We start from the raw sequence: 24493 nt of genomic DNA on the forward strand, positions 1-24493 counted from the left end.
AGGAAAGTTACTGCCAATCCTGAAAAATGGCTTTCATCGCTGCGATCGCCCGATCCGTAGCCTCTTGAGCTGACAAATCTTTACTCACCATCTCAGCAATTACTTTCCCCCAAACATTTTGGTTTTGCACCTCACTATAAGCTGGATTCAAGGCTTGTGCAAAGGGACGAATCTGATAAAACTGTTGATAAGCCTTTGAAATATGGGGATCGCTGGAATTTTGCCAAAATGGATCTTCCAATAATTGAGGCATAACGGGGAAAAACCGTCCTTGAGACCCTTGAATATAGAGTTTCAGATTTTCCGGCTCGATCAAATAAGATAAAAACTTCTTCGCTTCATCTTTGTACTTAGAAGACTCAAAAATTACAACTTGCTTAATAGATACCATGGAGGTCATTGGATCGCCATTCGGCTTATTCGGCCAAGCAGCAGTCAGCAGTTGCTCCTCATAAGTCACTTTATCTTGTCGTTGTGAGCCAGGAATCGACAAGGTAGGATTAATTGTCATCAAAGTCGAGCGACTCAAAAAGGCTACATTATTATCTGCATTTCCCCAGTTAGTTGCTTCAGGAGGAACATACTGTTGCTTATAAAACCGGGTATAAGCATCTAGGCTTTTGGCAATGCCTTCACGCACCTGGGGACTGTCGAGTTGTAATTCTCCCGCTAGATTGATAACTTCAACATCAAAAGCGGCCAAAAACTGCTCAAACACAAAAAAGGTATCTGAGGCTGAAGGAGACATGGGTAACCCCATACTATAAAAATCACCTTGTCCTTGATTCCGTATGGGAGCTTGTGCTGATTCCCAAAACTGCCAAAATCGCTCCCAATCTTGAGGAATTTCTTCGTCTCCTGCACCAATGGAAGCGAGCAAGGGTTGCCAATAATGGATATGATTGGTAGTCTGCGTGATGGGTACAGAATAATAACTCCGTTCTCCCGTTGTTTGATTTAAATATTTAACGGCATTCAAAACGGTCGGAGTATATAAAGATTCGGCCACTTCAATCACATCAGAAACATCAGCTAACTGATTCTTCCAAGCGAGTTGAGGAATAAATGTTAAATCTGCATCATGACTATACAAAATATCAGGAGGACTACCCGCCGCGATCGCCCGTTCAGCCTCTTGAAGAATATCTCCTTCACTATAAAGAGTCAGTTCCACCGGTAACCCACTATCTTCCTCCCATCGTTGCACTAAGCGACGAATAGCCTCCGTTTCCTCTGGATAAAATCCTTGACTCCACCAAATCCGAACACTATCACTACCACTACTTGTAATGGTCGTCTCAGAATCCTGCCTTTGCCCACAGTTAGCCAAAGTCAGACCTAGTAAAAAGAGAGATAAATTTGTAAACTGCCGCCGTTTCATAATTTGATATCCAACACTACTGATGCATAGGCAAGATTGATGCCATCATAGCCTATCATGCTCTCTTTAAAATGGTCGATCGTCTCTCCATAACTAATTTCCAGCTTATGGAGAATCATGGATATTATTTATACTCAGTCTACCCTAAAATTGAGGATTGGGCTTGGGCTGTAATTGATAAGCGATAAACCGATAAACTTTTTTGAGGATCAATAATATCAAATAAATCTTGTTTTGCCGTTTCATCCACTTCTCTAGCTGAAAAACCCAGTTGGAGAAAATAACTATTGCCAATCAGTTGAGCCTTGACCATCCCTAATAATGCGGCTTCTGCCTTATCTATTGTAATCTCAATCTGGTGGTAACAATCGCCTAAAATAACTCTTCCCTCCGTTACTCCTAGCCCACACATAGAAGACACCATTGCAGACACAGATTTATGGTGATCGAAAGATTTATCATTCAAAGGAAATTTTTCTAGATATTCTCCGCCATTATGAGTAGCAAAAAACAAAGTTTTTAAGTCAAATGCCTGGGGATTTAAAAGCACATATCCACAGCGTAAGTAACCCATAATATTTTCAGGAAAATTCAATTCATATCCTAAATCGACTTGAGCAACATCGATCCCAATCCCGACTTGTTTCTGAATTGAACCTAAAGGAGTATTTACTCGGCCAGTAACCCAAACTTTTCCCTCATCTGGATCGAACTGTATCACGGGATCGACCTGTTGTAAATCATCAATGCAGGGACTTCCCGGAGGCTGAAAGACTAAATGACCACAAAAATGATGATCCACCCAATCAATATCATCATAATATCCATGGCGTAAACTACCGCATAACCAGCGAGGTGAGACTTCCTTAAACCATAATCGATCGATATATAGGCCGCGATCGCAATTAAGCCGGATTTTAATTTTCTCGGTTTCTAACGTTAACCACTGATTTAAGCGCTCTGTCTTTAACTGAGGGGGTAGGGATATATCAGGATTTCCAGTTTGCAATCTAGGATGAGCAAAAACTACTCCTAATCTATTGGCTAGGGATCTTAACTGTTCTTGATGTTCGGTAAAGCGTTTAGGGGTAATATGAGTGCGAAAATCACTCCCCCATAAGTAGCATAACTCCTGCCAAAGGGGATCGACATAACTGACCTGCTGTTTGAGCGTTTTATAAATAGACCAACATTGGCTATTAATCTCTAAATCTGTACCTGTAACTGCCCAGCGAGTTACATTATATTTGCGTTGTTTCTTCACTGGAATGGGATCTTCTGAAGACTCTAATGACAGATTATGACCAGCAAAAGGGGATGATAAATTCTCTAATACATCGGTTATGGAAATAAACTTAAATTGACTCTCTTCTTGTAAATTTTTCAATAAATCATAGATTCTTTGCCATTCATCTGATTCAAGTCGGGTTTCTGTTCCGTATCTACCCGGACGAAAATTAAAAACTTCTGCATCATTACCATATAACATGAATGATCTACCCTTTTGACCGAGGTGACTTTTGATATACTCATTGATATATTCATCTCGATCTAATTCTCCATAAATATAGTGTTGGAATTTTTGAAAAGCAATTGAATTATTCCAAATAACTGGGATTTTTTCTCCGTTTTGCCCACAAGCATATTGGGGATAATAACGCCATTCAGAATTCCATTCGTTATGATATCGATAGGGATTATTCCATTCCATGACTATCCCTTCATATCCTGCTTTTAAATAATGAGAGACTAAACTAGCAGAATAGGCTTGTTCATTGACTAAGGCGATTTTGGGATGTATTCCTAATAATTTTTCATAGACTTTATGCCCCCAATAGAGATTGGCTGTATTAACTTCTGATGGGACAATTGGGCCAATGATTTGTGCATATCCACTGCCAATAAATTGACACTTGCCTTGAGCAATTAAATCCCGCAATTGATCCAGCCATTTAGGATCGAGTTCAGCCGCTACTTCTAGGGTATAACCAGTCGCTTCAATTGCTAAAGGGATATTGAGTTCAGAGGCTAGTTTTAAGATCGGCCAATAGCACTGTTCTAAAACGATAGGACGCTGGTTAATTTCGATGGATGAGAAAGCAAGATTGAGATGGAAAAGAACCGTGAGTGAGAGACAATTAGAAGACTCTAGCATTGCAGATGTTAAAGAATTTGTGGATGATAACTTGAATGAGTCAGGAAACATATTTTTTTGTCTATACAGAAGATATAGCGAAGACCAGCTAATCCAACAGAGTCTCACCCTCTCCAGGGGTTTGCAATTTGATGTTATTCTTTAATCATATCAAGTCCGGATAAAAAGTGAGGAAGCGGGCAAGATGCCCGCACTCCTCTAATCTCTTGATATTGCTGGAGTGGGAGCGTCTCGCTCCCTAAGTTTTTAATCATGGTATTTCCGCTTCGCGGACATGAACAATCGGACTTGATATCATACAATTGATTGAAGTAACCAACCGGGTTTTCTATCTCTTGAGTGGTATTGTGAATGCAGAACTTTGTACACCAAAGCCTTATGAATCAAGTGCGTTGCTTTAGATTAGCCATTATTGGACTCGGTGAAGTCACAAATTATTATTGGCCAGCCTTAGCTAACCGAGAAGATTTGACGGTTGTGGGAGTGGTGGATTGCGATCGCCAGAAAGTGGATACCTGGAATAATCATTATCCCCATTGTCCTGCTTTTACCTCTCTGAACCCATTATATGAGCAGGTTAACCCTGATGCTGTCATCATTGCCACCAGCTCTTCCAGTCACTATACTGTAGCTCAGGAAGCCCTATCTTGGGGTAAACCGATTCTCTTAGAAAAACCCGCTACTGCTTCTAGAGGTGAGTGGGAAGCCTTAATTGAGCAAGCTTCCCAAGCTCAAGTTCCTCTGGCGATCGCCTTTCATGCTGCTTTTGGTGCTGAGGTGTTGTGGTTTCTAGAACATCAATCCGCATTAGAGGAAACTTACGGCCCCATCACGGGATTTTTTGCCCATTTTTATGATCCCTATTGGGTCGATGGCATCTTACAGCCCCATGCCCATAGTTTAATTTCGAGTTGGATGGATTCAGGAGTGAATGCATTAAGCCTCATCGCTAAAATTGTTCGCAATTTAGAGCTAACTCAGTCCTATTTTACTCCAGACTTAACTGACTCGAATGGGAAGATTCATAGTCAGGTTGGATTCAGGTTTGCGACAGCAGAAGGTAATTGTGCCGGTCGAGGATGGATTGAAACCCATTGGGGTTTAGGAATTAAAAGTAAAACCACTGATCTACAGTTTGCAAAAACGGGTTATGAACTACGGTTAGACCACGATCGCCAAAGATTGCTCTTAACCGATCCTCACGGAGAGTCGAGTATTCTAGCTGATTTGACCACAGAACAACCCCGCATGGTCAATCATTATCAAGGGGTTTTTCAGGACTTTAGAAACCATTTACAGCAAGGAACTGATAATTTAGAATTTGCCCAAACTGTACATCATTTATTATATTCTGCCTATGAATCCCCCTATAATATTCAATTGAAGCAGAAAACTTAAGCGCCAAATAACCATACCCAAATAGGCAAAGTAAATAACAAGATAATCGAGCCAAGAGCTAAACTGGTAACCGCTAAATCTTGATCTAAATGATAGGCTTGGGCAATGACTAAGGTGGCAAATGAAGGGGGCATGGACATTTGTAGCACCATGACTAATCGGGGAGGGCCATCGATGCCAAAAAACATTAATCCTGTCCCTACCACTAGGGGAACGAGGAGCATTTTAATTAATAAACAAGTGGAGGCTCTTTTGAGCTTGCCCAGGGTTTTGAGTTCACTAAGCTTAATGCCAATTAATACCAAAGAAATCTGCACAACTGTCCAAGCGGCATTATATAAGGTGGTTTCAATGGGTTCAGGCAGAGGGACATAGCGAAATCCTAAGCCAAATAATAGGCTCCAAAATGCTGGATTATTGCGGGTGGCTTTGAAGGTTCTTTGTAGGACAGATTCTTGCTCTTGATCGCTGCTACCAAAATAGGAAGCGAGAGCAACGCCAACCACGTAAACGGCGATCGCCGATCCGAGTAGATCGTAAAATAAGGCCCAGGCAAAATAGTCTTCTCCTACCAACCCCAAAACGCAAGGAAATCCCAGGTAGCCTGTATTTCCACACATCATGGCCAGCATAAAACTACCTTGGGTGGGTTGACTCCATTTACTGGTGGTTACCGCTACAGTGTTAGGCCCTTCCAGAGCTGGATTTAAGCCCTGTGCAATGGCTCGCAACCGCTCATCACTGACACCCAGATCGATCCAAGTCCACGCAAAAGCAGCTCCTACGGCGATCGCGATCCAAGCCGTTAAGGGTGCAATCCAAATCCCCCCCGAAAGATCGGTTTTCCGCAGAAACGCCACAATACTAATGGGTACGCCAAACATAAATAAGGCTTTCCCTAAATAAGCACTGATATTCTTAGGCAAAAGTGTACCAATCAGAAACTTACCGATACTCCATCCCAGTAGTGTCCAGCCAATTAAAGGAACATAGAGCTTGATTAAGTTTTCAACTAAGGGAGTCATGATCGCTTAAAATTTCGGTGAACATACCCATCTATACAGCTATGGAACAACTTTACCGTAACTATTTAATTCGAGATTGGCAACCGAGCGATCGCCAAAATGTTGCCACCCTCATCAGCTCTGTTTTAGCTGAATATGGCTTAACTTGGGAACCCCAAGGAACCGATCGAGATGCTCTAGAAGTGGAAAGTGCCTATCTACAAACAGGGGGAGAATTTTGGGTAATTGAATCGGATCGCCAATTGGTCGGCACAGCAGCCTATCATCCCATCTCCAAAGGCCACAAAGCCGTAGAAATTCGCAAAATGTATCTTTTATCCTCTGTACGCGGACAAGGACTCGGTTCTTTTCTCTTACAATCTTTAGAATCCAGGATTCAAGCTCAAGGCTATCAAGAAATTTGGGTTGAAACCGCCTCGGTTCTAAAAGAAGCCATTTGGCTTTATGAGCGTCGGGGATATCAACAAGCAACCGGAGTCCAAACGCCACGCTGCGATCGCCTGTATATCAAAACCATTCTCAACAACTTAGACCAACTATAACTCTGTAGCTAGACAATACTATAGGATCACAAACCGCAACCGAAAGACAGAAAGTAAGGAATAGGGAAACACAAGAATTACTTCTCACTCCCTACTCCTCAGATTCAACCAAACATATTTTCTGAGCGATAATCCGCTTCCGGTTCAGCCGCAAAGGGAGCATCCGTTTTACCCTTCGCCCTAGCTTTCGCCTTCGATGCACTACGCTTCAGGGCTTGCAAACGAGCTTCATAGCGACTGCGTTGGCGTTTTTTGGGATTTTGTTCGATTAAGATTTTTAAAGCACTGCCCAGACTCTTATAGGCATTCGGCAGGGTATAGCCGAAACGAGTCGCTAAGGCGATCGCCTTTTCATCCGCTTGAATCGCTTCCTGTAAAGTCTTTTCAGGATTATTTTTCTGATAGAGGCGATAACCGGAAACACCGCATAACGCCAGAGCTAAGAGGAGCAATAAGCCATCTTGTACCCAAAGCTCTCCCACTGCCCCTCCTAAACCAATAGCCAGGGCTGCCATTTCCCAGCCATCTTTAGGAATCGTATCATTCTGAATTCGTCCCACCTCATGCCAAAACAGCAAATTCCGTTGGTCGATCGCCAGTTGATCCCATTTAGTCAAATCAATCTGAATTTCCACCTCATCATTGCCAATTTCTTCCGATCGCACTAGGGGAGGGTTCACTTCTGTTGCCACCTCTACGATCACCCAACTTTGCAGTTCTGGCGGCAATAAGCCTTTTAAGCGGCGCAGTTCGTTCATTTCTGCTCTTGCAGAGGAGGTTGCATAGGATTTCATATCGCTTGCCCTAGAATCTGACAAAACAAGTAGGTCGTCTTCTCTTGAGTATATCTTGGACGCTGACCGAATGGGTGATTACAGCGCTATCGACTACTTTATCTCCTTTTCAGCCGTTAATGGCTCGGATAAGTTCATATTTTCGTTAATCTTCTCACTCATACCCGAATGGGTAATCACTTCGTGAACCTCTAATTGTCCCAGTAGAGCGATCGCCTGTTCTAGAGCTTTCTGACGGGTTGTTGCTTGATGTTCAACCGGAATCCGACTCAATAACTCTAGGCGTTCCAGGCGTTTTTTCACATCTCCTGTTGCTCCCACAACGAAGACCCACCGACGTTTCCCTAAAGCCTCATTCACCATATTTTCAATCGCCAAAGAAGCCGTAACCCCCAACAACGGCACATCCTCTAGATCCAAAATCAACACATCATAGTCTTCCACAATTCCCATCCGTTGGGCAATCGACTTAGCCGCGCCAAAACTCATCGGGCCTCCCAAACGCAATAACAGAATTCGGCCCATTGCCTGTTGTAATAGCTGCCGTTCCTGCGCCGTTAAAGGTAGATGATGATCCCCATGGTGTCCAGTTGTCGCTTGCACATCCTGCTGTTGCAGATCGCTTAACTTTTTCACCGTTAACATATTGGCCACAAAGACCCCCACTGCCACAGCCGTAATCAGATCGACAAAAACCGTTAAAAGCAGCACAATATACATTAAACCCGTTGCTTTGACAGATAACTTATGGGCCCGTTTTAGGAAACTCCAATCAATAATATCAATCCCCACCTTAATCAAAATTCCGGCTAATACCGTATGAGGAATGGTTGCCGTTAAAGGCCCTGCACCAAACACAATCACCATCAACACTAAGCCATGGATGATGCCAGAAAGGTTCGTTTTTCCTCCCGCTTGCACATTAATCACCGTTCGCATGGTGGCCCCAGCACCAGGTAAACCACCGAGAAATCCAGAGACCATGTTGCCGATTCCTTGACCAATTAATTCGCGATCGGAATCATGTTCAGTGCGGGTAATATTATCAGCCACTAAGGAAGTCAGCAGGGAATCAATCGATCCCAACATCGCTAAAATCAAGCTATAGCCCACCATATCCTTTAAATCTTGCACCCGAAACTGGGGCCAATGAAGGCTTGGTAGTCCGCTTGGAATTTCGCCAATACGCTCAATCTGGCTCCCTTCTGGCAGAAAGAGGGAAACTAGAGTACAAACGATCAAAGCTAAGAGGGGAGAAGGGATGACCCGATTAACTCGTTTAGGATTCAAAAACACGATCGCCAAAGTGAGTACCCCTAACCCCATAGCTGCGGGATTCACATTTTGGATAAAATAGCCAAAATTTTGCAGCGCTTCAATCACATTAGCTGAATTGGGATGACCCAACAGAGGGGCGATTTCAATCAGAATAATAATTACCCCAATGCCAGACATAAAACCAGAAATCACCGTGTAGGGAATCAGGGTAATATATTGTCCCAGTTTCAGCACTCCAAACAGGATTTGTAAGGCTCCACCGAGCATAATCACGGTAAAACTCATGGCTAAACCCGTTTCGGGATATTTGGCAATCAGTGCTGTAAACACACTGGCCATCACCACGGTCATCGGCCCTGTGGGGCCAGAAATCTGTGAGGGAGTCCCCCCACACAGAGCCGCCAATAGACCCACACAAACCGCCCCATAGAGACCGGCGATCGCCCCAGCACCAGAGGACACCCCAAAGGCAAGAGCCAGGGGAAGGGCCACAATGGCGGCCGTAATCCCCCCAAAGAGGTCACCTCGCAGGTTTTTTGTCGTAATTGGATTAATCAGTTGCATAGCAAGTTAGAAAAGACAGGGCAAATGTAAGGATGGAGATCGTCTAAATATAGGGAATGAGGAATAGGGAATTAGTGAATTATGAGCCTTAAGAGCGATCGATATCCATTAAATAAACATTAAAAATACCCCCAATAAGTAAATACTTTAGGGGATATAGCAATAGATATTTGATCCTAGAGAATTACTGAGCTGGAAAGACTCCCGGACGAACCGTTAACGGTAAAGACCGATCGCCACGACGAACCAATACCTTCAAAGGACTACCCACCTGAGTATTTTGCACCGCTTCTTGAATTGCTGTTGCTTCCTTCATCGGTTTGCCCTCAATTTCGGTAATCACATCTCCAACCCTTAATCCCGATTGCGCTGCTGGAGATTGGGGGATCACTTGCACAATTAAAACCCCCTCACTGGCAGAGATATTAAAACCACTGTTGGGATTTTGATTAATTTCCTTTTGTAGATCGGGGGTTAAGGTCACCATTTGAATGCCGAGGTAAGGATGATCGACTTTTCCGTTAGCCACCAGTTGATCGGCAATATTTTGGGCAGTATTGATCGGAATAGAAAAGCCTAAGCCTTGGGCCCCTTGAATAATGGCGGTATTAATACCAATCACTTCTCCTTGTTGGTTGAGCAGGGGGCCGCCGGAATTACCGGGGTTAATGGCTGCATCGGTTTGAATAAAGCTCACTCGTTTATCGGGAATCCCTACTTGGGCACTAGAGCGACCGGTGGCACTGATAATGCCTACCGTAACCGTATTGTCTAAACCGAGGGGGTTACCAATGGCGATCGCCCATTCACCTGGCTGTAAGTTATCCGAGTTCCCCAATTTCACCGTGGGCAGATTTTCTCCATCAATCTTGACGACTGCCACATCCGTTACCGGATCGGTTCCTAAAACTTTTCCCTCTAATGTGCGCCCATCTTTGAGCGTCACATCTACCGTATCTGTGCCCTCAATTACATGAGCATTGGTTAAAATTACGCCATGTTCATTGATAATGAATCCGGAACCTGACCCCTTAACTTCCCGCTCTTGAGGCATGGGGGTAGCACCACCAAAGAAGCGACGGAAAAAAGGATCGGTGAAGACATCCGGTACTTGTTGGGTCACCACGCGGGAAGCATCAATACGAACTACTGCCGGCCCCACATTTTGTACGACTTGACTGACGAAACTAGCATTACTTCCGGGAACGATGGGTGCAGTTGGACTTGAAGGGAGAGCGGCAATGGTGCTAGAAGTCTGTTGAGTGGTTGGAGACGAACGAGTTGATCGCGATAAAACCTGAGTCCCCACTAAGGTCAGGGTACTGCCAAAGAGCATCAGGGTGACATAGATGAGGGGCTGCTTCCAAGGTGCTGGAGAGGAACTTTTATCGGATGGATAGGGATTTGTCATGGTTCACGCTGGGGTGATATCAGGTTAGGTCAAGGTTGACCCTTTAGCTTTATGTTATTAGATTAACGATTTTGTCTATCGATCGGCTGTTTCGGTTAACCGCACTAACTCCTCAGACTATAGGGGCCAAAAGCCTTCATCCGTTTCTTCTGATGGAGATCGATCGCCACTTTCCCCATTTAAGGAAGCAATTTGGTATTGATATGCATCGGGATCGAGTCCATCACCGACGGCGGCAAATTCGGGATCGATCGCCTGTTCTAGAGCATTGATGCGATCTCTTGTATGGGGATGGGTGCTAAGAAAAGTGGGCATAGAAGGCGATCGCGCTAATTTGTGCATAAAATCTACCATGCCAATTTGGGCATAACCGGCCGCTGTCAGCATATTCAGTCCCACCCGATCCGCTTCATATTCGGCATCCCTAGAATGGGGTAAACGCAGGGCAATTTCTACCCCTAATCCCACGATCTGGCTTTGATCGACTCCCGCAGCAGTCACTAAGCCATTAGTGAGAGCCATACGGCGCATTTGGTTAATCGCATGACGTTCGGCAATGTGGGCAATTTCATGGCCGATGACGCTGGCGAGTTCTGCTTCATTTTCCGCTTCTTCGATCAGCCCCGTGTGGATATAAACAAAGCCTCCCAAGGTAGCAAAAGCATTCACCGAATCATCATCAACCACTTGGAATGTATACTTATAGTTCGATGTGGGAGGGCGATAACTTTCTTGGGCCAACCGTTGACCAATGCGATTAATGTAATCCGTTAATTCCGGATCGTCATAAATTCGCACTTCCTGCCTAATCAGTTGCTGATTAATTTGTTTTCCTAGGGCTATTTCTTGGCGATCGCCTAAACTCGCCAATTGCACATATTGAATCACATCCGGGAGAATATCCCAAATCGAAAATCCTTGGCTCATTTGGGGGCTACTCACCCCAATTCCTAGGGCGACTCCCAGAGAAATGAGGGGATAGATCCATCGCCGAAACCATAATTGCTTCATTAGGCCTACCATAATCATCCTTCAATATCATGCAGATGTACTTAGACGCACCGATCTCCTTAAAAGTTGCTGCTTCTCTCTTCTACAGTAGAGAGTCCCCATAGATCGCAAGTAGGGGCAAGTTAATTGCCCCTACTGTCATTAGTATTGATTTGGCTATAGTACATACCAGTCTTTAAAATTCAGATTGAGCTAAAGACAGTTCGATAATCAGCGATTCAGCCTTCTGATTCCGCTTCTAAAGCCTCTTCAACTGGAGAAACCACCCCCAAAGCCAATATGAGGACTCCGAGACTGGTTATTCCTAAGAGGAGTAAAAAAATTAGGCTTTTGATCCATAGAAGCAAACCGCGATCGACACAAGCCATTGTTTCCATGGAACTCGATCGAACTTGCCGTTCTGGGAGATCGGCAGAAACCGAAGCTGTAGGGGTGAAATAGGATAATTCTCTCATGGCAGTTTTACCCAAATGCAAGGGAATAAAAATAAGCAATTTTGCGCTTTATTCCTGACTAACTGATGTGTTTATCTTTTTTATCCTATGGTATCACTTTCTGGAATACCTTTCCATCAGGGTTTATACTAATTTGATAAAAACTTGATATCTTATTAAGTTAGAATCACAGGAAAAACAATCTAATATATATATTAACAAGATTAGTTGCCAATGGGGATCAATTTTAACAATTATCAAGAAAACACTAAATATCAGCTCAGGATCGAACCCTATTGCCGCCGGTTTAAGCAGCCCTTGCAAACCCATCATGGACTGTGGCGCGATCGCCAAGGGATTTGGATTCAGTTGCGCCCGATGACAGCATCTGAACTTGGAGAGGAGGGCTGGGGAGAAATTGCCCCCTTACCGAGCTTTGGTTCAGAAAACTTAACAGAAGCCTTAGCGTTTTGTCATTCCTTTGGAGGTGAAATCAGTTTTAAACAGATAACCTCTATTCCGGATCGCTTCCCCGCTTGTCAATTTGGGTTTGAGTCTGCCTTAATCGATCTACAGGCTTTAGAAGATCCCCCCCATTTAACCAACATTTGTGGATTATTACCTACAGGAAAAGCCGCCCTCGACCCTAAATTACCCATTTGGAATCAGGGATATCAAACCCTAAAATGGAAAATAGCCGTAGCAGAGATTAGCCAAGAATTAAAGCTCTTTCAAGACCTCTTATCGATACTTCCAGAAGGAGTTAAATTGCGTCTTGATGCCAATGGGGGACTGACGGAACAAGAAGCCCATCAATGGTTACAAGCTTGTGCAGGTCAGCCGGTAGAATTTTTGGAGCAACCCCTAGGAGTGTCGGAATTTCCAGCCATGTTGACGCTCTGCAAACAGTATCAAACTCCGTTAGCTCTGGATGAATCGATCGCCACTTGGCAGCAGTTCCTACAAGTTTATCATCAGGGATGGCCGGGCATCATGGTCATTAAACCAGCAATTTTCGGCTTTCCCTCGCGGTTGATCGACTTTTGTCAAACTCATCCGGTGGATATCGTCATCTCATCCGTCTTTGAAACGGCGATCGCCCGCAAAATGCTGCTCCGATTAGTCGCAACTCTCCCTAACCTAGATCGCGCCCTCGGATTCGGAACCGATCGCTGGTTTGAGGAGGGGATAGGGGGATGGGGAGATGGGGAGATAGGGGGATAGGGAGATGGGGGGATGGGGGGATGGGGGGATAGGGGGATAGGGGGATAGGGGGATAGGGGGATGGGGAGATGGGGAGATAGGGAGATGGGGAGAGCGCCTATTCCCTATCGCTCAAATTTTCACCAAACGTTCAGAATTGGAGCGCAACCGGTGCAGAATCTGCTTTAAAACCATTGCCGTCCAATCCACATCTGCTAGTGTAGTTTGCTTACCCAATGTGAAGCGAATACCGCCAATGGCTTCAGAATCTGAATATCCCATCGCCCTTAAAATTGGACTCGGAGAGAGTTTACCACTGTGACAAGCCGAACCCGCACTGATACCAATTCCTGCTAAATTCAATTGCCTGACCAAAGTTTTGCCTGTAATCTGCCGGGTATCTTGCCAACATAAACTCACATGATGGGGCAAACGATGCCAGCGATCGCCCGTAGGAACCAAACCCTCAATATCTGCCAATTGCTCAAACAGGCGATCGCGCAACCGCCTTAAGCGCAACATTTCCTCCGGTAACTCCTCATTGGACAACTCCGCAGCCACTCCAAAACCGGCGATCGTCACAGTTGCCTCCGTTCCCGAACGCACTCCCCGCTCCTGTCCCCCTCCCCCGATCAACGGATGCAACTTAACCCCAGGGCGCACATACAACGCTCCCGCCCCTTGGGGGCCATAAATTTTATGACTCGACAACGACAGCAAATCTACGGGTAAACTGCTCACATCTAACGGCAATCGTCCCGCCACTTGTACTGCATCCGTATGAAAGAGAACTCCATGACTCTGGGCAATTTTGCCCAACTCCTCAATCGGTTGTAGGGTTCCCACCTCACTTTGACCATAAATGATCGAAATGAACACCGTATCTGCACAGATAGCCGCCTCTAGATCGACCGGATTCAACCGTCCTTGACGATTCACCGGTAAACGAGTCACCCTCCATCCCCGTTCCTCTAAAAATTGGGCTGGTTGAGAAATGGCCGAATGCTCCACACTAGAAATAATCAAATGCTGCGGTTTTGCATACTGACGGGCAACCCCCATCAGGGCTAAATTATCTGCCTCCGTGCCTCCAGAAGTAAAGATAATCGAGTCGCTGGAGGTGGCTCCAATTAAAGCGGCTACTTGCATTCTAGCTAATTCTAATACCGTCGCCGCCCGTTGCCCCCAACTGTGTAAACTAGAGGGATTACCCCATTGATGGAGCAAAATCTCCTGCATGGCTGCGATCGCCTCTGGGCGTGTCGGGGTAGTAGCACTATAATCCAGATAAATTTGCATAGGTGGCTTCAGTCGCGTCGGGATCTCCTCTTCTCAGCTTAGTATGCTTTGACCTCTGTGCAATAATTGGCATCTTCAGCTAGAGATTCGATACACTAAGCAAGGCGATCGCCATAGGGACTCTTCACCAAACTGAGTCCCCAAATTCAGGCGAAAGGGAGCATTATCGCCCATTTATCTACCCATGCTTAACAATGATAGAAATTTTGGCCAAACAACAACAGAAACAGGGAATTCGGTGGTTAATGGGATCGGGGGCGATCGCCGGAATTTCGGTTTTGAGTCTTCTGGGTTATACCTGGATCGCTCAACGACCTCCTGCACCTATTAAAGTAACCACCAGAGCGATCGAGTTGGGATCGGTTGAACAAACCATTAATGAAAGTGGCATCTTGGAGTTAGCCAATCAGCAAATCCTCAAAGCCCCTGATGATAGCACCGTGGAAGAAGTATTAGTCACCGTAGGACAACCGGTACAAGCTGGACAGGAAATCATTCGGTTACGCAATCCGGAACGGGAAACTCGCTTGCAACAGCAACTGAGTACCATCGAAGAAACCATGGTTCAGTTAGCCCACCATCAGCAAAAAGTACAAACCGCCCAAAAAAACCTAGAAACCGCCCAAGGGCAACTTCAGATTCATGCCTTAGAATTGGAACAAAAACAGTTACAACTAGAGCGCTATCAACAACGGGTGCAGGAAAAACAGGCAGATCTAGAAGATACCCAAGAAGAGTTAAAGAATTTACAAGAATTGGCAGATAAGGGGTTTATTGCTGGAGATCGATTGCGATCGCAACGTCAAGCAGTCAGAAACGCTGAAATTGCAGTGCGCGATGCCCAACACCAGGTAGAAACAGAAACCTTAAGCTTAGACCAGCAGAAATTAGCCAAATCTAACGAACTTCAAACTAATATTGCTAATGCTACCTCTGAAATGCAAAGCAGCCAACTTACTGTCAACACCACTCAACTGCAACTCCAACGGCAAGAACTAGAGTTACGAAAAATTGAACAAGAACTCCAAGATACCCTAATTAAGGCTCCCATTAATGGCGTGATTTTAGGCGTGAATGTTAGTAATGGGGAGGGAGTCACACGAGGGCACGATTTATTAACCCTCGGAAATCCCAGCCAAGAATATGTCAGACTCAGTTTATCTATCCTGAATGCACCCAAAGTACGGTTAAATCAACCCGCGCGCATTACGATTATTGGCCCAGATGCTCCCATCTATGAGGGTCAAGTGGTAGCTTTATCTCCCCAAGCCATCTCCGTCTCCGACTCTGAAGGGGTGGGAAGGGGACTAGCCACGGTATCAGCAGTTGTGCAACTGAATCAACCCACAGGAACCTTAATTCCTGGAAGTCAGGTGAATGTGGAAATCATCCTCGATCAACGTCAAGATGTAGTAGTGATTAGCTTAGAATCCCTACAAAAGTCAGGGAAAAACAGCTTTGTCTGGGTCAAAGATCAACAGGGTTTAGCCCAAAAAAGAGAGGTTACCCTAGGCTTAGAAGGATTAGAGACTGTGGAAGTGCTTTCCGGTTTAGAACCAGGAGATCAAGTCATTCTACCCACTCCCGATCAGAACCTGGAACCAGGAATGGCCTTAGAAACTCAATCGAGTTAAGGAACATGGCTCAGGATTCCTTGGGGGGAGTATGCTGCAACACTCGATAGAGTAGCCAGAGAGTGACCCCTAAACCCACCAGTTCAGCAGCGATTGTATTGATCGTGGCTTGCAGGGCAATCATATTCATCGGCACAATAATAGAGCCAGGATTGACAACCGCAGTTCCTGGCACTGGAGTATAGAGGGTTGAGGCTCCAGGGGGTAAGGATAACATCCGAAATAATAGGGTTCCCACTCGCCAAAGAGCGACAAGAATCGCACAAGTCATACCACCGATATTCGCCACAATCCCAATCCATAGGCTACGCCGAATTTGTGCCTTAGAGGGACGAACGTCTGGATTGCCCAGTCGATCGGACAGTTGAGTGTAATGAAAACACCAATAAATTGTAAAAATTAAGGTGAATAAACACCCATAGGCTAAAATTGTAGCAAGCCAAGAACTCCCAGCTTGTACAGAGTTGGGCGTGTTGTCAAAGAGCAAGACAAACAGCAAAATAACAATGGGGATAATGCCTAAACCCAGTTGTGCCCAAAAGCCAATCCATCCCAAGCGATAAAATTCGCTGGCAATTTGCTGGAGGTTAGGTTTGGGGGGAGCGATCGGATCAAACATAGACGAGGACAGTAAGGGTGATAATCGATAGTGTATAGGGGAACAGGAAGATCGATACTATGAGATCTCTAGTTTTAGAGAATTGGTTTATCCTAAAAACAATTCTGTCAGGATGCATCTAGGGACATCATAACTGTAATGAGGCCGTCCACAGTGAGCTTAAATACTCATCCTTATCTTGTCCTTAAAACCCAATCATCAATTCGCCATCTTTCGTTAGCGGGGAATCAGTGTTGGACACTTGGACGAACTCAAGACAATATGGTGGTGTTGTCCGATCCCTGGATCTCGCGTAACCATGCCATGATCCAACATACAGATACAGGAACGGTTTATTTGATTGATTTGGGTAGTCGTAATGGCACGTTTGTCAATGGCCGTCGGGTGAATGTACCGGTAACTCTACAAGATGGCGATCATCTGATGTTTGGCCAAACGGAAGCTCAGTTTCACGATCCCTTGGCTGTTCCAGAACACACTTTAAGTTTGGAAGAAGCTGAAGAGAATTCCCATGTGACGGCGGCTCTGCATGTGCGGCGGTTGATTTCGGTGATGGTGGTTGATATTCGCAATTTTACTGGACTGACTCAACAGATGGATGATGTCACCCTATCGACAATGATGGGCAATTGGTTTCGGAATGTGGGCAAAATTCTTCGCAAGTATGATAGCTGGGTGGATAAGTATATTGGGGATGCGGTGATGGCGGTTTGGTTTCATGGTACGGAGGGGGTAAACCAAACGGAGGTGATGCAAATCCTTTATGCTCTGAATCAGTTACATCAGATGACTCAAAAGTTGGCAAAAGAGTATCCTTTGCCTTCACCCATGCGGATTGGGGCTGGGGTGAATACGGGATATGCGATGGTGGGGAATACGGGAAGTGGCGATCGCCCCGATTATACGGCTTTAGGCGATACGGTGAATGCCGCATTCCGACTTGAATCTTGTACGAAGCAAATTAAGAAGGATATTGCTTTAGGTAAAACAACTTATCAATATTTGTTTAGTGTGGGCACGAATCCCACCTTATTTGAAAAACATATGGTTCAGCTTAAAGGCTATGAACATCCTGCGGTGACTTATGGGTGTTCTTTTAGCCAACTCCAGGCATTTTTGCTTAAATCCCCTAAATTTTACTGATGCATGGCATGAATGGGCCAAATCAGTCCCATAATAGGTAATGATGGCTGTGTCATGGTTTAGTGATAACTGATTAACAAAGGAGGAATGATACCCATGAAACGATTGCTGCGCCTGTTGCCAGCTTTAGTAATTCTGATTGCTACTCTGATTACCCTTAACACAGCACCTGCTACGGCTGTGTCTTTACAGGTTTCGAGTGTCCAGTTTCCCATCTTGGCTGAGGCGGATGTCCGCAATAAGGCTGATGATAAACTGGCGGAAATTGGCGATCGCATTGATTTGAATAACTCTAGTGTTCGATCCTTTCTAGATCTCAAAGGATTTTATCCAGTCTTGGCGACTAAAATTGTGAATAGTGGCCCTTATGAGAAGGTGGAAGATATTCTGAAGATTGCTGGACTGAGCGATCGCCAAAAAGCAAGACTTGAAGCCAATTTGGATAAGTTTACCGTTACTGAACCCACAGAAGCTTTTGTCTATGGGCAAAATAATGTGAATAACGGTAACTATGACTAAGCATAACCACTCAGATTAAGAGTTAAGGATGATCTTAGATGATCTATCTTATGGATCTCTGGCTCAACCTCATCATTTTCTGATTAATGCTCAGTCTCAGTTTTGAAATGTTCCGCTCCCAGTCTCTAGGCTCTATAAGTTCATCAGAGACTGGGATTTTTCTTCCCTTAACTCTGGTTACTTCCTAAAGAAGGTGTTATACTGAAAGCAGTTCATAAGTTATCGAACGTAACAACAATTATAAACGCGCACAACCTTTATAAATCGGTTACATAGACTACTGAAAGACTATTTCCACCTAGAGTACACTCAGATATTGTTCCTTCATTCTTCTACTGGGCGTGGATCTCGTTGCTGCCAACCTAGTTAATCGCGAAAAAGTGTAGATGTGTGTTCCCAATAGGCTCTAGTCATTTCATCATCCCTATGGGTTGCTCGTATTCGATGCCATACAATAAGGGCAAAGCTTACCTCTAGTTTCGATCACCGTCCGCCTGTATCTCCCGTACTGTCAGGAGATCCATTATCAGGAGGCTCATAACCCTTAAGCAGTTGCATGAGATCTCGATGGGGTCGCTCAACCTGATTAATAGAGGAGTGAGCCACACTGGGTTGAGAACAAGCGGCGATCGCTAATGTTCCAACGAATAGGATAGCTGTGTATTTGTCAAGGCTTAACTGTGTTCCCATACCCATAACCCTAGTTAATGCGAGACCTACTTTCAATTATACTGGCAATTTCACTGGCCGTTTTACCAATTTTAACAATTATTGTCAATTGCTAAATGTTTCTGATTCCGTAAATATACGGTTATTTTTTCAGAAGACCTACGATAATTAGAAGTTCCACAACTCAGACTAGAGTCTGGGGATTTACGGAACCTTATTTTTTTATTCTAACCAGGTGCTTTAAAACCGGAAGTAATAGACGATGAATTCTAAAGACTTCATAAACCCTTAACGGTTTTCTATGCTGAGGCCAAGAAATAGCGATTCTTACCCTGTAACTTAGCCTGGTACATGGCTTGATCGGCAGCTTTGATCAGGGACTCCAGAGTCTTACCATCTTGAGGATAAATGCTAATGCCCAAACTTAAAGTGATCTGGAGATCCCGATCTTTGAGAATTAAGGGTTTAGTCACTGCGAGAATAATCTTTTCAGCCACCCGAATAGCGACAGACTGACTCGGAATTTGGGGTAAAAGTACGGTAAACTCATCTCCTCCGAGTCGAGCAACCGTATCGCTACCGCGTAAACAAGTGGTCAGCCGTTTCGCCACTTCCTTAATTACCAAGTCTCCCATATCATGGCCAAAGGAATCATTAATCAGCTTAAAACCATCTAAATCGAGGAAGAAAGTGGCCAGCATTGTCTCATTCGCTTGAGCATACACTAGGGCTTCTTGTAGCTTCTCTTCAAACAACTTACGGTTAGCCAAGCCAGTCAAGACATCATGATTAGCCATGTGGCGCATTTGATCTTCCGAGAGTTTCAGTTCAGCATTGTGGCGTTTGAGATCTTCCGCTAACCGTTGTAATTCCGCTTCCCGTTCTTTCTGTTGAGTAATATCTCGGATCACACCCACTAAAAATAAATTACCTGCTGCATCCCGATGGAGCGTTCTTTTGGTCTCAATCACTCGATGAATTCCCCCAGCATCCGTAAATTCTTCTTCCTGCTGGGTGCTTTCCTGAGTCAGAAACAGGTTCTCATCCTGTTGCCAAAATTGTTCCGCTTCTTCGGGGGCAAACAAATCATAATCGGATTTGTCCATTAACACTTCCAAGCGATAGCCCACTAACTGGGAGTAGGCTTGGTTTAAAACAATCCAACGGTGGCTTTGATCTTTGACAAAGATGGGGTCGGGAATTGTATTTATAATCCCTTGTAGAAATTCCGTAGATCGTTTGAGTTCCCCTTCTTGATGGGCAAAGTGAATTAAAATCATCAGGGATGAGCTAACAAAGCCGAACAGGGGAGGAATAAGGGGAAACCACCAACGAGCTAGAAATAGAGCGTAGCTGGTCATGCATAAGGTTCCTACCGCTAGACTTGAACTGAGCGTTAAGTGGGAGGAGTTTCTCAGCTTCCACGCTAGAATTGAACCTAATCCCGACCAAGCAAAAATCCATAGCCCTTCAAGGAGATCGGGTAAGGTTTTGATGAGGGTCTGTTCCCCAGTGGCTAGATCTAAAATAAAGCTAATTAAATTGGCTTGGGCTTCGACACCGGGAATCTCACCCGGTCTGGTGTAGGGAATGGGAACAAAGTCTTTGAGACTAATGGCTGTTGAGCCAATTAAAACAATGCGATCGCGAAATAAATCGGGATCAACTTCTCCATTTAAGACTTCAGAAATGGAAATCGTGGTAAAAGTATTGCGGGGGCCACGAAAGTCTGCTAGGAAGGGATAGCCACTGGCATCTGCATTGACATAAGCTCCATCATAAGCGCGAAAGGGATAAAAGACGGCTTGACCCAGTTGTAAGTATTCAGGATTGACTGATGCTGCTTCTTCTTCAATACCAAATTGCTTTAGATATTTTAGGGATAGTTGTAGGGCAAAACTTTTGTGAAGGGTTTCTTGATGCACATATAGTAAACCTCTACGCACCGTACCATCAATATCTAAGAGAACATTATTAAACCCAACTTGAGTTTTGGGATCTAAGGCTGGAGGGGGAGGGATATGGCGTGCTTTTTGGTCAGCAAACCGCTCAATACCAATCAGGTGGGGCAATTGTTGCATCACCTGATTTAATTCTTCATTGCCGGGATTGACGGGTAAATCTCGATATAAATCTAGGCCGATGGCGTTGGGTTGACCTCGATCGATCGTTTGTAGAAGATCTGCTAAAGTGCGATCGGGGATGGGCCATCCTAGAGCTTGTAAGTCCGGTTCATCAATGCCAATAATAATGATCCGGTCATCTTTGGGTAAGGTGGGGCGAAGACGAACCAGGGTATCAAAGGCGATGAGTTCGATTCCTTGTAAGAGACCGAAAAAGCGGAGGGTGAGAATCCCCAGAGTAATGCCTGAAGCGGTAAAAATGACTCGATGTTGAGGAGAAAAGCGTCGGGTGAGCCGATGCCAAAAAGCCTGTATGGAAGTTGGATATGACACGGATCGGATTTTAGGTTAAGGAGAAGGGGATTGACCACAAAAGCAGGATGGCATATCCGGTTGTTCATTGTTGAAAACAATAGATGCACAGAACTAAAGGGGCAAAATCTTACTCCACACTTTTTCCAAAAAGGGGTTAAGGGTTGTGGGGTTTGAGGAATTGGCGTTTACCTTCTCAATGGATAGGTTGGGATCTGATATGGGATGCCAGGAAGAATCCATGGAGGCGATCGCACTTAAACCGATGGTGAAGGCGATCGCATGAATAAAAATCCATCCCTTATATTGTAAACGCATCATCATCGACCCTTGAAAGACAACCAAAGTCCTTTATATGCCTTTTTGGTCTTGGGTAGTGTGATAGTTTCCCAACTCAAGGGGTGATTGAGATCACGGCTGGAGGAAGTTACGGGGGCCTTGATAATCGGAGAGATCGGCAATTTCATTGAGCGATCGCACTCCGGCATAGATTTCACCCTTAATTTCCCAACTGGGAAAGGCTTGAATACCCGCAGCTTTACATTGTTCAACTTGGGCATTTACGCCATCAGCAGCACATTCAACATAGTCAATTTTAGAGGCGGCCTCTTGACCAAACAACTGTTTTTGTTCATGGCAGTGGGGACACCAATACGCACCATAATATTTAGCTCCCATGTCATTCAGGTGTTCAACTAAGGCCACTTCAGCCGGGCTAGATGTTGTGGTCACTGGAGGAGGTGTTCCTGGGGCAGCTTGGGGATTATTCACACTACCATAGACTCCTAGGGTAGCCACTAGGGTAATCATGGCCACGGTTAACCCCGTCAAGGCTAATTGGCCGATATCGTCCCAAGCATGGCCGATGAGGGTGACCACAAATAGGGAGAGGGACAGGAAAGCGGAGACTAAACAGTAGGGACAAAAAGCTTCAATGGTGAAGGCCATGATGTACATCAAATAGGCACTCCCGACGACCATCACGGTACTGGTGGCGAACATCAGGAAACGAGTCCACTGTTCTAGGGTATTTCGCAGTTCCTTGTTTTGATCGGGATTAATCAATAAGGGAGAGATGGCCAGGATCAGCATCCCAGCATAGCCAAAAAAACCGAACAGGGTTAGAGGCAAACCAAAGACGGTTGCATAGGGGCTACCCAAGACCTCTTTACAGCCACTGGTGGGACATATGGCTTCTGTACTACCCATGACCTCGGCGACGGTTAAAAATGCCGTTTCGATCGCCCCAATGGTAGCGATTGCGGCGGTAATCGGTCGAGACCAACGATGAATCCAAGGACTAGAACGCCTACGTCTCATAGTTTTATTACTTTATTTATTAATCAACGATCGGGATATATTTGATTGCAGCACAAAAATCTTGGGCTTGCCACCTGAAACCGATTCAGGTTCAACACTATTGTCCGGGGTTTAAAAATTCTGTCACCCCTGATAGCCAGAGAGTTCAGCTAACTGCTGTAAAGACAAATTGCCTTCATATTTTTCCCCCTCAATGACCCAAGTTGGATAAGCCCTAATGCCTGCCTGTTGACAAACTTGGGCTTGGGGAGCCGTTCGCCCTTCTGGTGAACATTCGATATAAACCGGAGTGGTGTTTGATAGCAGGATTTGATTGACAGCTTCTTCTCCAAACCGTTCTTTTTGGGAATGGCAATGGGGACACCAATAGGCTCCATACATTTTAGCGCCTATATTTTGTAGATGTTCGGCTAGGGCTAGACTCTCTGGAGTCGAAGCCGTTTCTATGGGGGGACTTTCAGGGGCTGATTGTTGAGCATGAGCGGGTTGACCCCTTAGAGGATGGTCAACATTTAGCCAGAACCCTAATCCCCCTGTGCCTAGGCCAACACTTAATAGGGAAAGGGCCACTTTTTTGGATATCAGTTTTGGGAAAGGGTTCACAGATTCTACTCCATTGATAGGGGTTTGACGACTAGGGATCGGGACTAGGGTTTTATCTGGGATGTTTCCCTTCCCCACCGGTTGAGTCGATCGCAGGCAGTTAGTTTGGGGTTAAACTGCGCTGGGCCGCTTCTACAAATTGGCTGACTCGGTTGGGGTCAATGGGTTGATCGATTTGCCCGTGGCGTTTGAGGGCACTGGCAATAATGACTCCATTGGCATGGGGAAGGAGGCTACTAATATTATGCCAATCTGCTCCACTGCCGATCAATACCGGGGTGTCTGAGGACAGTTGCTGGGCTAATTTTAGCTCTTCGAGATCGGGGGGTGTACCGGTTCCTGGCCCGGATAGGATGATGGCATCAGCGAGTCCTCTTTCAATGGTGTCTTTAATGGTAGAGGGGAGGGGTTGATGGCCTAGGGGGTGTGCATGTTTGACGAGGACATCGGCGAGGATTTTTACGTCTGCTCCGAGTTCGCGTCGATAGCGTAGGAGTTCGTTGGCTCTGCCTTCGATGATGCCTTGATCGGTTGCCATTACGCCGGTGAGGACGTTGACGCGAATAAAGGCAGATTCGGTGCAGGTGGCGATCGCTAGGGCACTGTGAGCATCATTTCGCAGCACATTGACCCCGATGGGTAAGGTGACGAGGTTTTTGAGGCGATCGATAATCAGGCTCATGGCGCTCACCACTGCTGGATCGACCCGATCTTTGCTAAATGGAGCATCAAAGAAGTTTTCGACCATGATGCCATGGACTCCGCCTGATGCTAGGGCAGTGGCTTCTCTTTCGGCCCTAGCGATGACGGTTTGCAGGTTCCCTCCCCACCGCGATGATGTTGGTAGGGGTAGAAGATGAACCACGCCAATAATGGGGTTTGAGGTTTGAAAAATCTTAGTTAAGTCCACCCGTTTTCTCTTTCCGGACTGATCGACAACAACTCCACCGGGACATCTGGGATGCGGTTTCTGTAAGGTCGGTAAACGCTATGGGTTAAGGATTGCTCTTTCATGGGTTTCTGGCTTCTCACAGGAGCAGATGTCAGCATGAGCCG

At 45.3% G+C, this 24493-nt stretch carries 23 protein-coding genes; 6 read left to right on the top strand and 17 right to left on the bottom strand.

Going from position 1 to position 24493, the window contains the following annotated elements; genetic code table 11:
* Positions 1-7 precede the first annotated feature (7 nt).
* Genes PMG71_RS08775 through PMG71_RS08785 form a run of 3 tightly spaced genes read right to left on the bottom strand, consistent with a single transcriptional unit; the run spans position 8 to position 3536 of the window.
* Positions 8-1381: an ABC transporter substrate-binding protein gene (locus tag PMG71_RS08775; protein ID WP_283753288.1), complete on the bottom strand. Its 1374-nt coding sequence runs from the start codon at positions 1379-1381 to the stop codon at positions 8-10.
* A complete protein-coding gene (locus PMG71_RS08780; RefSeq protein WP_283753289.1) occupies positions 1378-1500 on the bottom strand; it encodes a hypothetical protein in 123 nt (40 codons plus the stop codon). Before PMG71_RS08780 ends, PMG71_RS08775 begins: the two co-directional genes overlap by 4 nt.
* A 20-nt stretch (positions 1501-1520) precedes the next feature.
* Positions 1521-3536 carry a hypothetical protein gene (locus PMG71_RS08785; protein WP_283753290.1) on the bottom strand — a complete coding sequence of 672 codons (2016 nt, stop codon included), beginning with the start codon at positions 3534-3536 and terminating at the stop codon, positions 1521-1523.
* A 378-nt stretch (positions 3537-3914) separates the two neighbouring features.
* On the opposite strand from PMG71_RS08785, the gene PMG71_RS08790 reads away from it, so the two are divergent.
* Positions 3915-4934, top strand: a complete 1020-nt coding sequence (locus tag PMG71_RS08790) for a Gfo/Idh/MocA family protein (RefSeq protein ID WP_283753291.1) — start codon at positions 3915-3917, stop codon at positions 4932-4934.
* Here PMG71_RS08790 and PMG71_RS08795 read toward each other — a convergent pair.
* Positions 4931-5959 (bottom strand): AEC family transporter, encoded by a 1029-nt coding sequence (locus tag PMG71_RS08795; protein ID WP_283753292.1) that lies wholly within the window; start codon positions 5957-5959, stop codon positions 4931-4933. The genes PMG71_RS08790 and PMG71_RS08795 overlap by 4 nt on opposite strands.
* Before the next feature lie 41 nt (positions 5960-6000).
* On the opposite strand from PMG71_RS08795, the gene PMG71_RS08800 reads away from it, so the two are divergent.
* Positions 6001-6501, top strand: coding sequence for a GNAT family N-acetyltransferase (locus tag PMG71_RS08800; RefSeq protein ID WP_347179235.1), 501 nt, complete (start codon positions 6001-6003; stop codon positions 6499-6501).
* A 104-nt stretch (positions 6502-6605) separates the two neighbouring features.
* On the opposite strand, the gene PMG71_RS08805 is transcribed toward PMG71_RS08800, so the two are convergent.
* The 5 genes from PMG71_RS08805 to PMG71_RS08825 all read right to left on the bottom strand — a co-directional run bounded on the left by PMG71_RS08805 (position 6606) and on the right by PMG71_RS08825 (position 12014).
* Positions 6606-7295, bottom strand: a complete 690-nt coding sequence (locus PMG71_RS08805; protein WP_283753294.1) for a DUF3318 domain-containing protein — start codon at positions 7293-7295, stop codon at positions 6606-6608.
* A gap of 93 nt (positions 7296-7388) precedes the next feature.
* Positions 7389-9137: a SulP family inorganic anion transporter gene (locus PMG71_RS08810; protein WP_283753295.1), complete on the bottom strand. Its 1749-nt coding sequence runs from the start codon at positions 9135-9137 to the stop codon at positions 7389-7391.
* A gap of 184 nt (positions 9138-9321) precedes the next feature.
* On the bottom strand, positions 9322-10548 hold the full coding sequence (locus PMG71_RS08815) for an HhoA/HhoB/HtrA family serine endopeptidase (protein WP_283753296.1): 1227 nt from the start codon (positions 10546-10548) through the stop codon (positions 9322-9324).
* A 117-nt stretch (positions 10549-10665) separates the two neighbouring features.
* Entirely contained in the window at positions 10666-11571 is a 906-nt protein-coding gene (locus PMG71_RS08820) for a M48 family metallopeptidase (RefSeq protein ID WP_283753297.1), read from the bottom strand.
* A gap of 206 nt (positions 11572-11777) precedes the next feature.
* Positions 11778-12014 (bottom strand): hypothetical protein, encoded by a 237-nt coding sequence (locus tag PMG71_RS08825; protein ID WP_283753298.1) that lies wholly within the window; start codon positions 12012-12014, stop codon positions 11778-11780.
* 213 nt (positions 12015-12227) lie between these two features.
* On the opposite strand from PMG71_RS08825, the gene PMG71_RS08830 reads away from it, so the two are divergent.
* The gene (locus PMG71_RS08830) at positions 12228-13217 is read left to right on the top strand and encodes an o-succinylbenzoate synthase (RefSeq protein WP_283753299.1); all 990 of its coding nucleotides are present in this window, start codon (positions 12228-12230) and stop codon (positions 13215-13217) included.
* A 111-nt stretch (positions 13218-13328) separates the two neighbouring features.
* On the opposite strand, the gene PMG71_RS08835 is transcribed toward PMG71_RS08830, so the two are convergent.
* Positions 13329-14495 (bottom strand): cysteine desulfurase family protein, encoded by a 1167-nt coding sequence (locus tag PMG71_RS08835; RefSeq protein ID WP_283753300.1) that lies wholly within the window; start codon positions 14493-14495, stop codon positions 13329-13331.
* 194 nt (positions 14496-14689) lie between these two features.
* Here PMG71_RS08835 and PMG71_RS08840 point away from each other — a divergent pair, with 194 nt between their 5' ends.
* A complete protein-coding gene (locus PMG71_RS08840) occupies positions 14690-16129 on the top strand; it encodes an efflux RND transporter periplasmic adaptor subunit (protein ID WP_283753301.1) in 1440 nt (479 codons plus the stop codon).
* Between the two features lie 10 nt (positions 16130-16139).
* On the opposite strand, the gene PMG71_RS08845 is transcribed toward PMG71_RS08840, so the two are convergent.
* Positions 16140-16748 carry a DUF3611 family protein gene (locus tag PMG71_RS08845; protein WP_283753302.1) on the bottom strand — a complete coding sequence of 203 codons (609 nt, stop codon included), beginning with the start codon at positions 16746-16748 and terminating at the stop codon, positions 16140-16142.
* 138 nt (positions 16749-16886) lie between these two features.
* Between PMG71_RS08845 and PMG71_RS08850 the strand changes: the two genes are divergently transcribed.
* Both PMG71_RS08850 and psbU read left to right on the top strand, forming a co-directional pair.
* Positions 16887-17891 (top strand): adenylate/guanylate cyclase domain-containing protein, encoded by a 1005-nt coding sequence (locus PMG71_RS08850; protein WP_283753303.1) that lies wholly within the window; start codon positions 16887-16889, stop codon positions 17889-17891.
* A gap of 96 nt (positions 17892-17987) precedes the next feature.
* Positions 17988-18410, top strand: coding sequence for a photosystem II complex extrinsic protein PsbU (gene psbU / locus PMG71_RS08855; RefSeq protein ID WP_283753304.1), 423 nt, complete (start codon positions 17988-17990; stop codon positions 18408-18410).
* A 483-nt stretch (positions 18411-18893) separates the two neighbouring features.
* On the opposite strand, the gene PMG71_RS08860 is transcribed toward psbU, so the two are convergent.
* The 6 genes from PMG71_RS08860 to btpA form a co-directional block, all read right to left on the bottom strand.
* A complete protein-coding gene (locus PMG71_RS08860; RefSeq protein ID WP_283753305.1) occupies positions 18894-19106 on the bottom strand; it encodes a hypothetical protein in 213 nt (70 codons plus the stop codon).
* Positions 19107-19378: 272 nt separating this feature from the next.
* Positions 19379-21535: a CHASE2 domain-containing protein gene (locus PMG71_RS08865; protein ID WP_283753306.1), complete on the bottom strand. Its 2157-nt coding sequence runs from the start codon at positions 21533-21535 to the stop codon at positions 19379-19381.
* 93 nt (positions 21536-21628) lie between these two features.
* A complete protein-coding gene (locus PMG71_RS08870; RefSeq protein ID WP_283753307.1) occupies positions 21629-21838 on the bottom strand; it encodes a hypothetical protein in 210 nt (69 codons plus the stop codon).
* Positions 21839-21925: 87 nt separating this feature from the next.
* On the bottom strand, positions 21926-22834 hold the full coding sequence (locus PMG71_RS08875; RefSeq protein ID WP_283753308.1) for a vitamin K epoxide reductase family protein: 909 nt from the start codon (positions 22832-22834) through the stop codon (positions 21926-21928).
* Between the two features lie 123 nt (positions 22835-22957).
* A complete protein-coding gene (locus PMG71_RS08880) occupies positions 22958-23437 on the bottom strand; it encodes a thioredoxin domain-containing protein (protein ID WP_283753309.1) in 480 nt (159 codons plus the stop codon).
* A 100-nt stretch (positions 23438-23537) separates the two neighbouring features.
* Positions 23538-24347, bottom strand: a complete 810-nt coding sequence (btpA, locus tag PMG71_RS08885; RefSeq protein ID WP_283753310.1) for a photosystem I biogenesis protein BtpA — start codon at positions 24345-24347, stop codon at positions 23538-23540.
* Between the last annotated feature and the right edge of the window lie 146 nt (positions 24348-24493).

Origin of the sequence: Roseofilum acuticapitatum BLCC-M154, assembly GCF_030068475.1 — a bacterium.
GTDB lineage: Bacteria > Cyanobacteriota > Cyanobacteriia > Cyanobacteriales > Desertifilaceae > Roseofilum > Roseofilum acuticapitatum.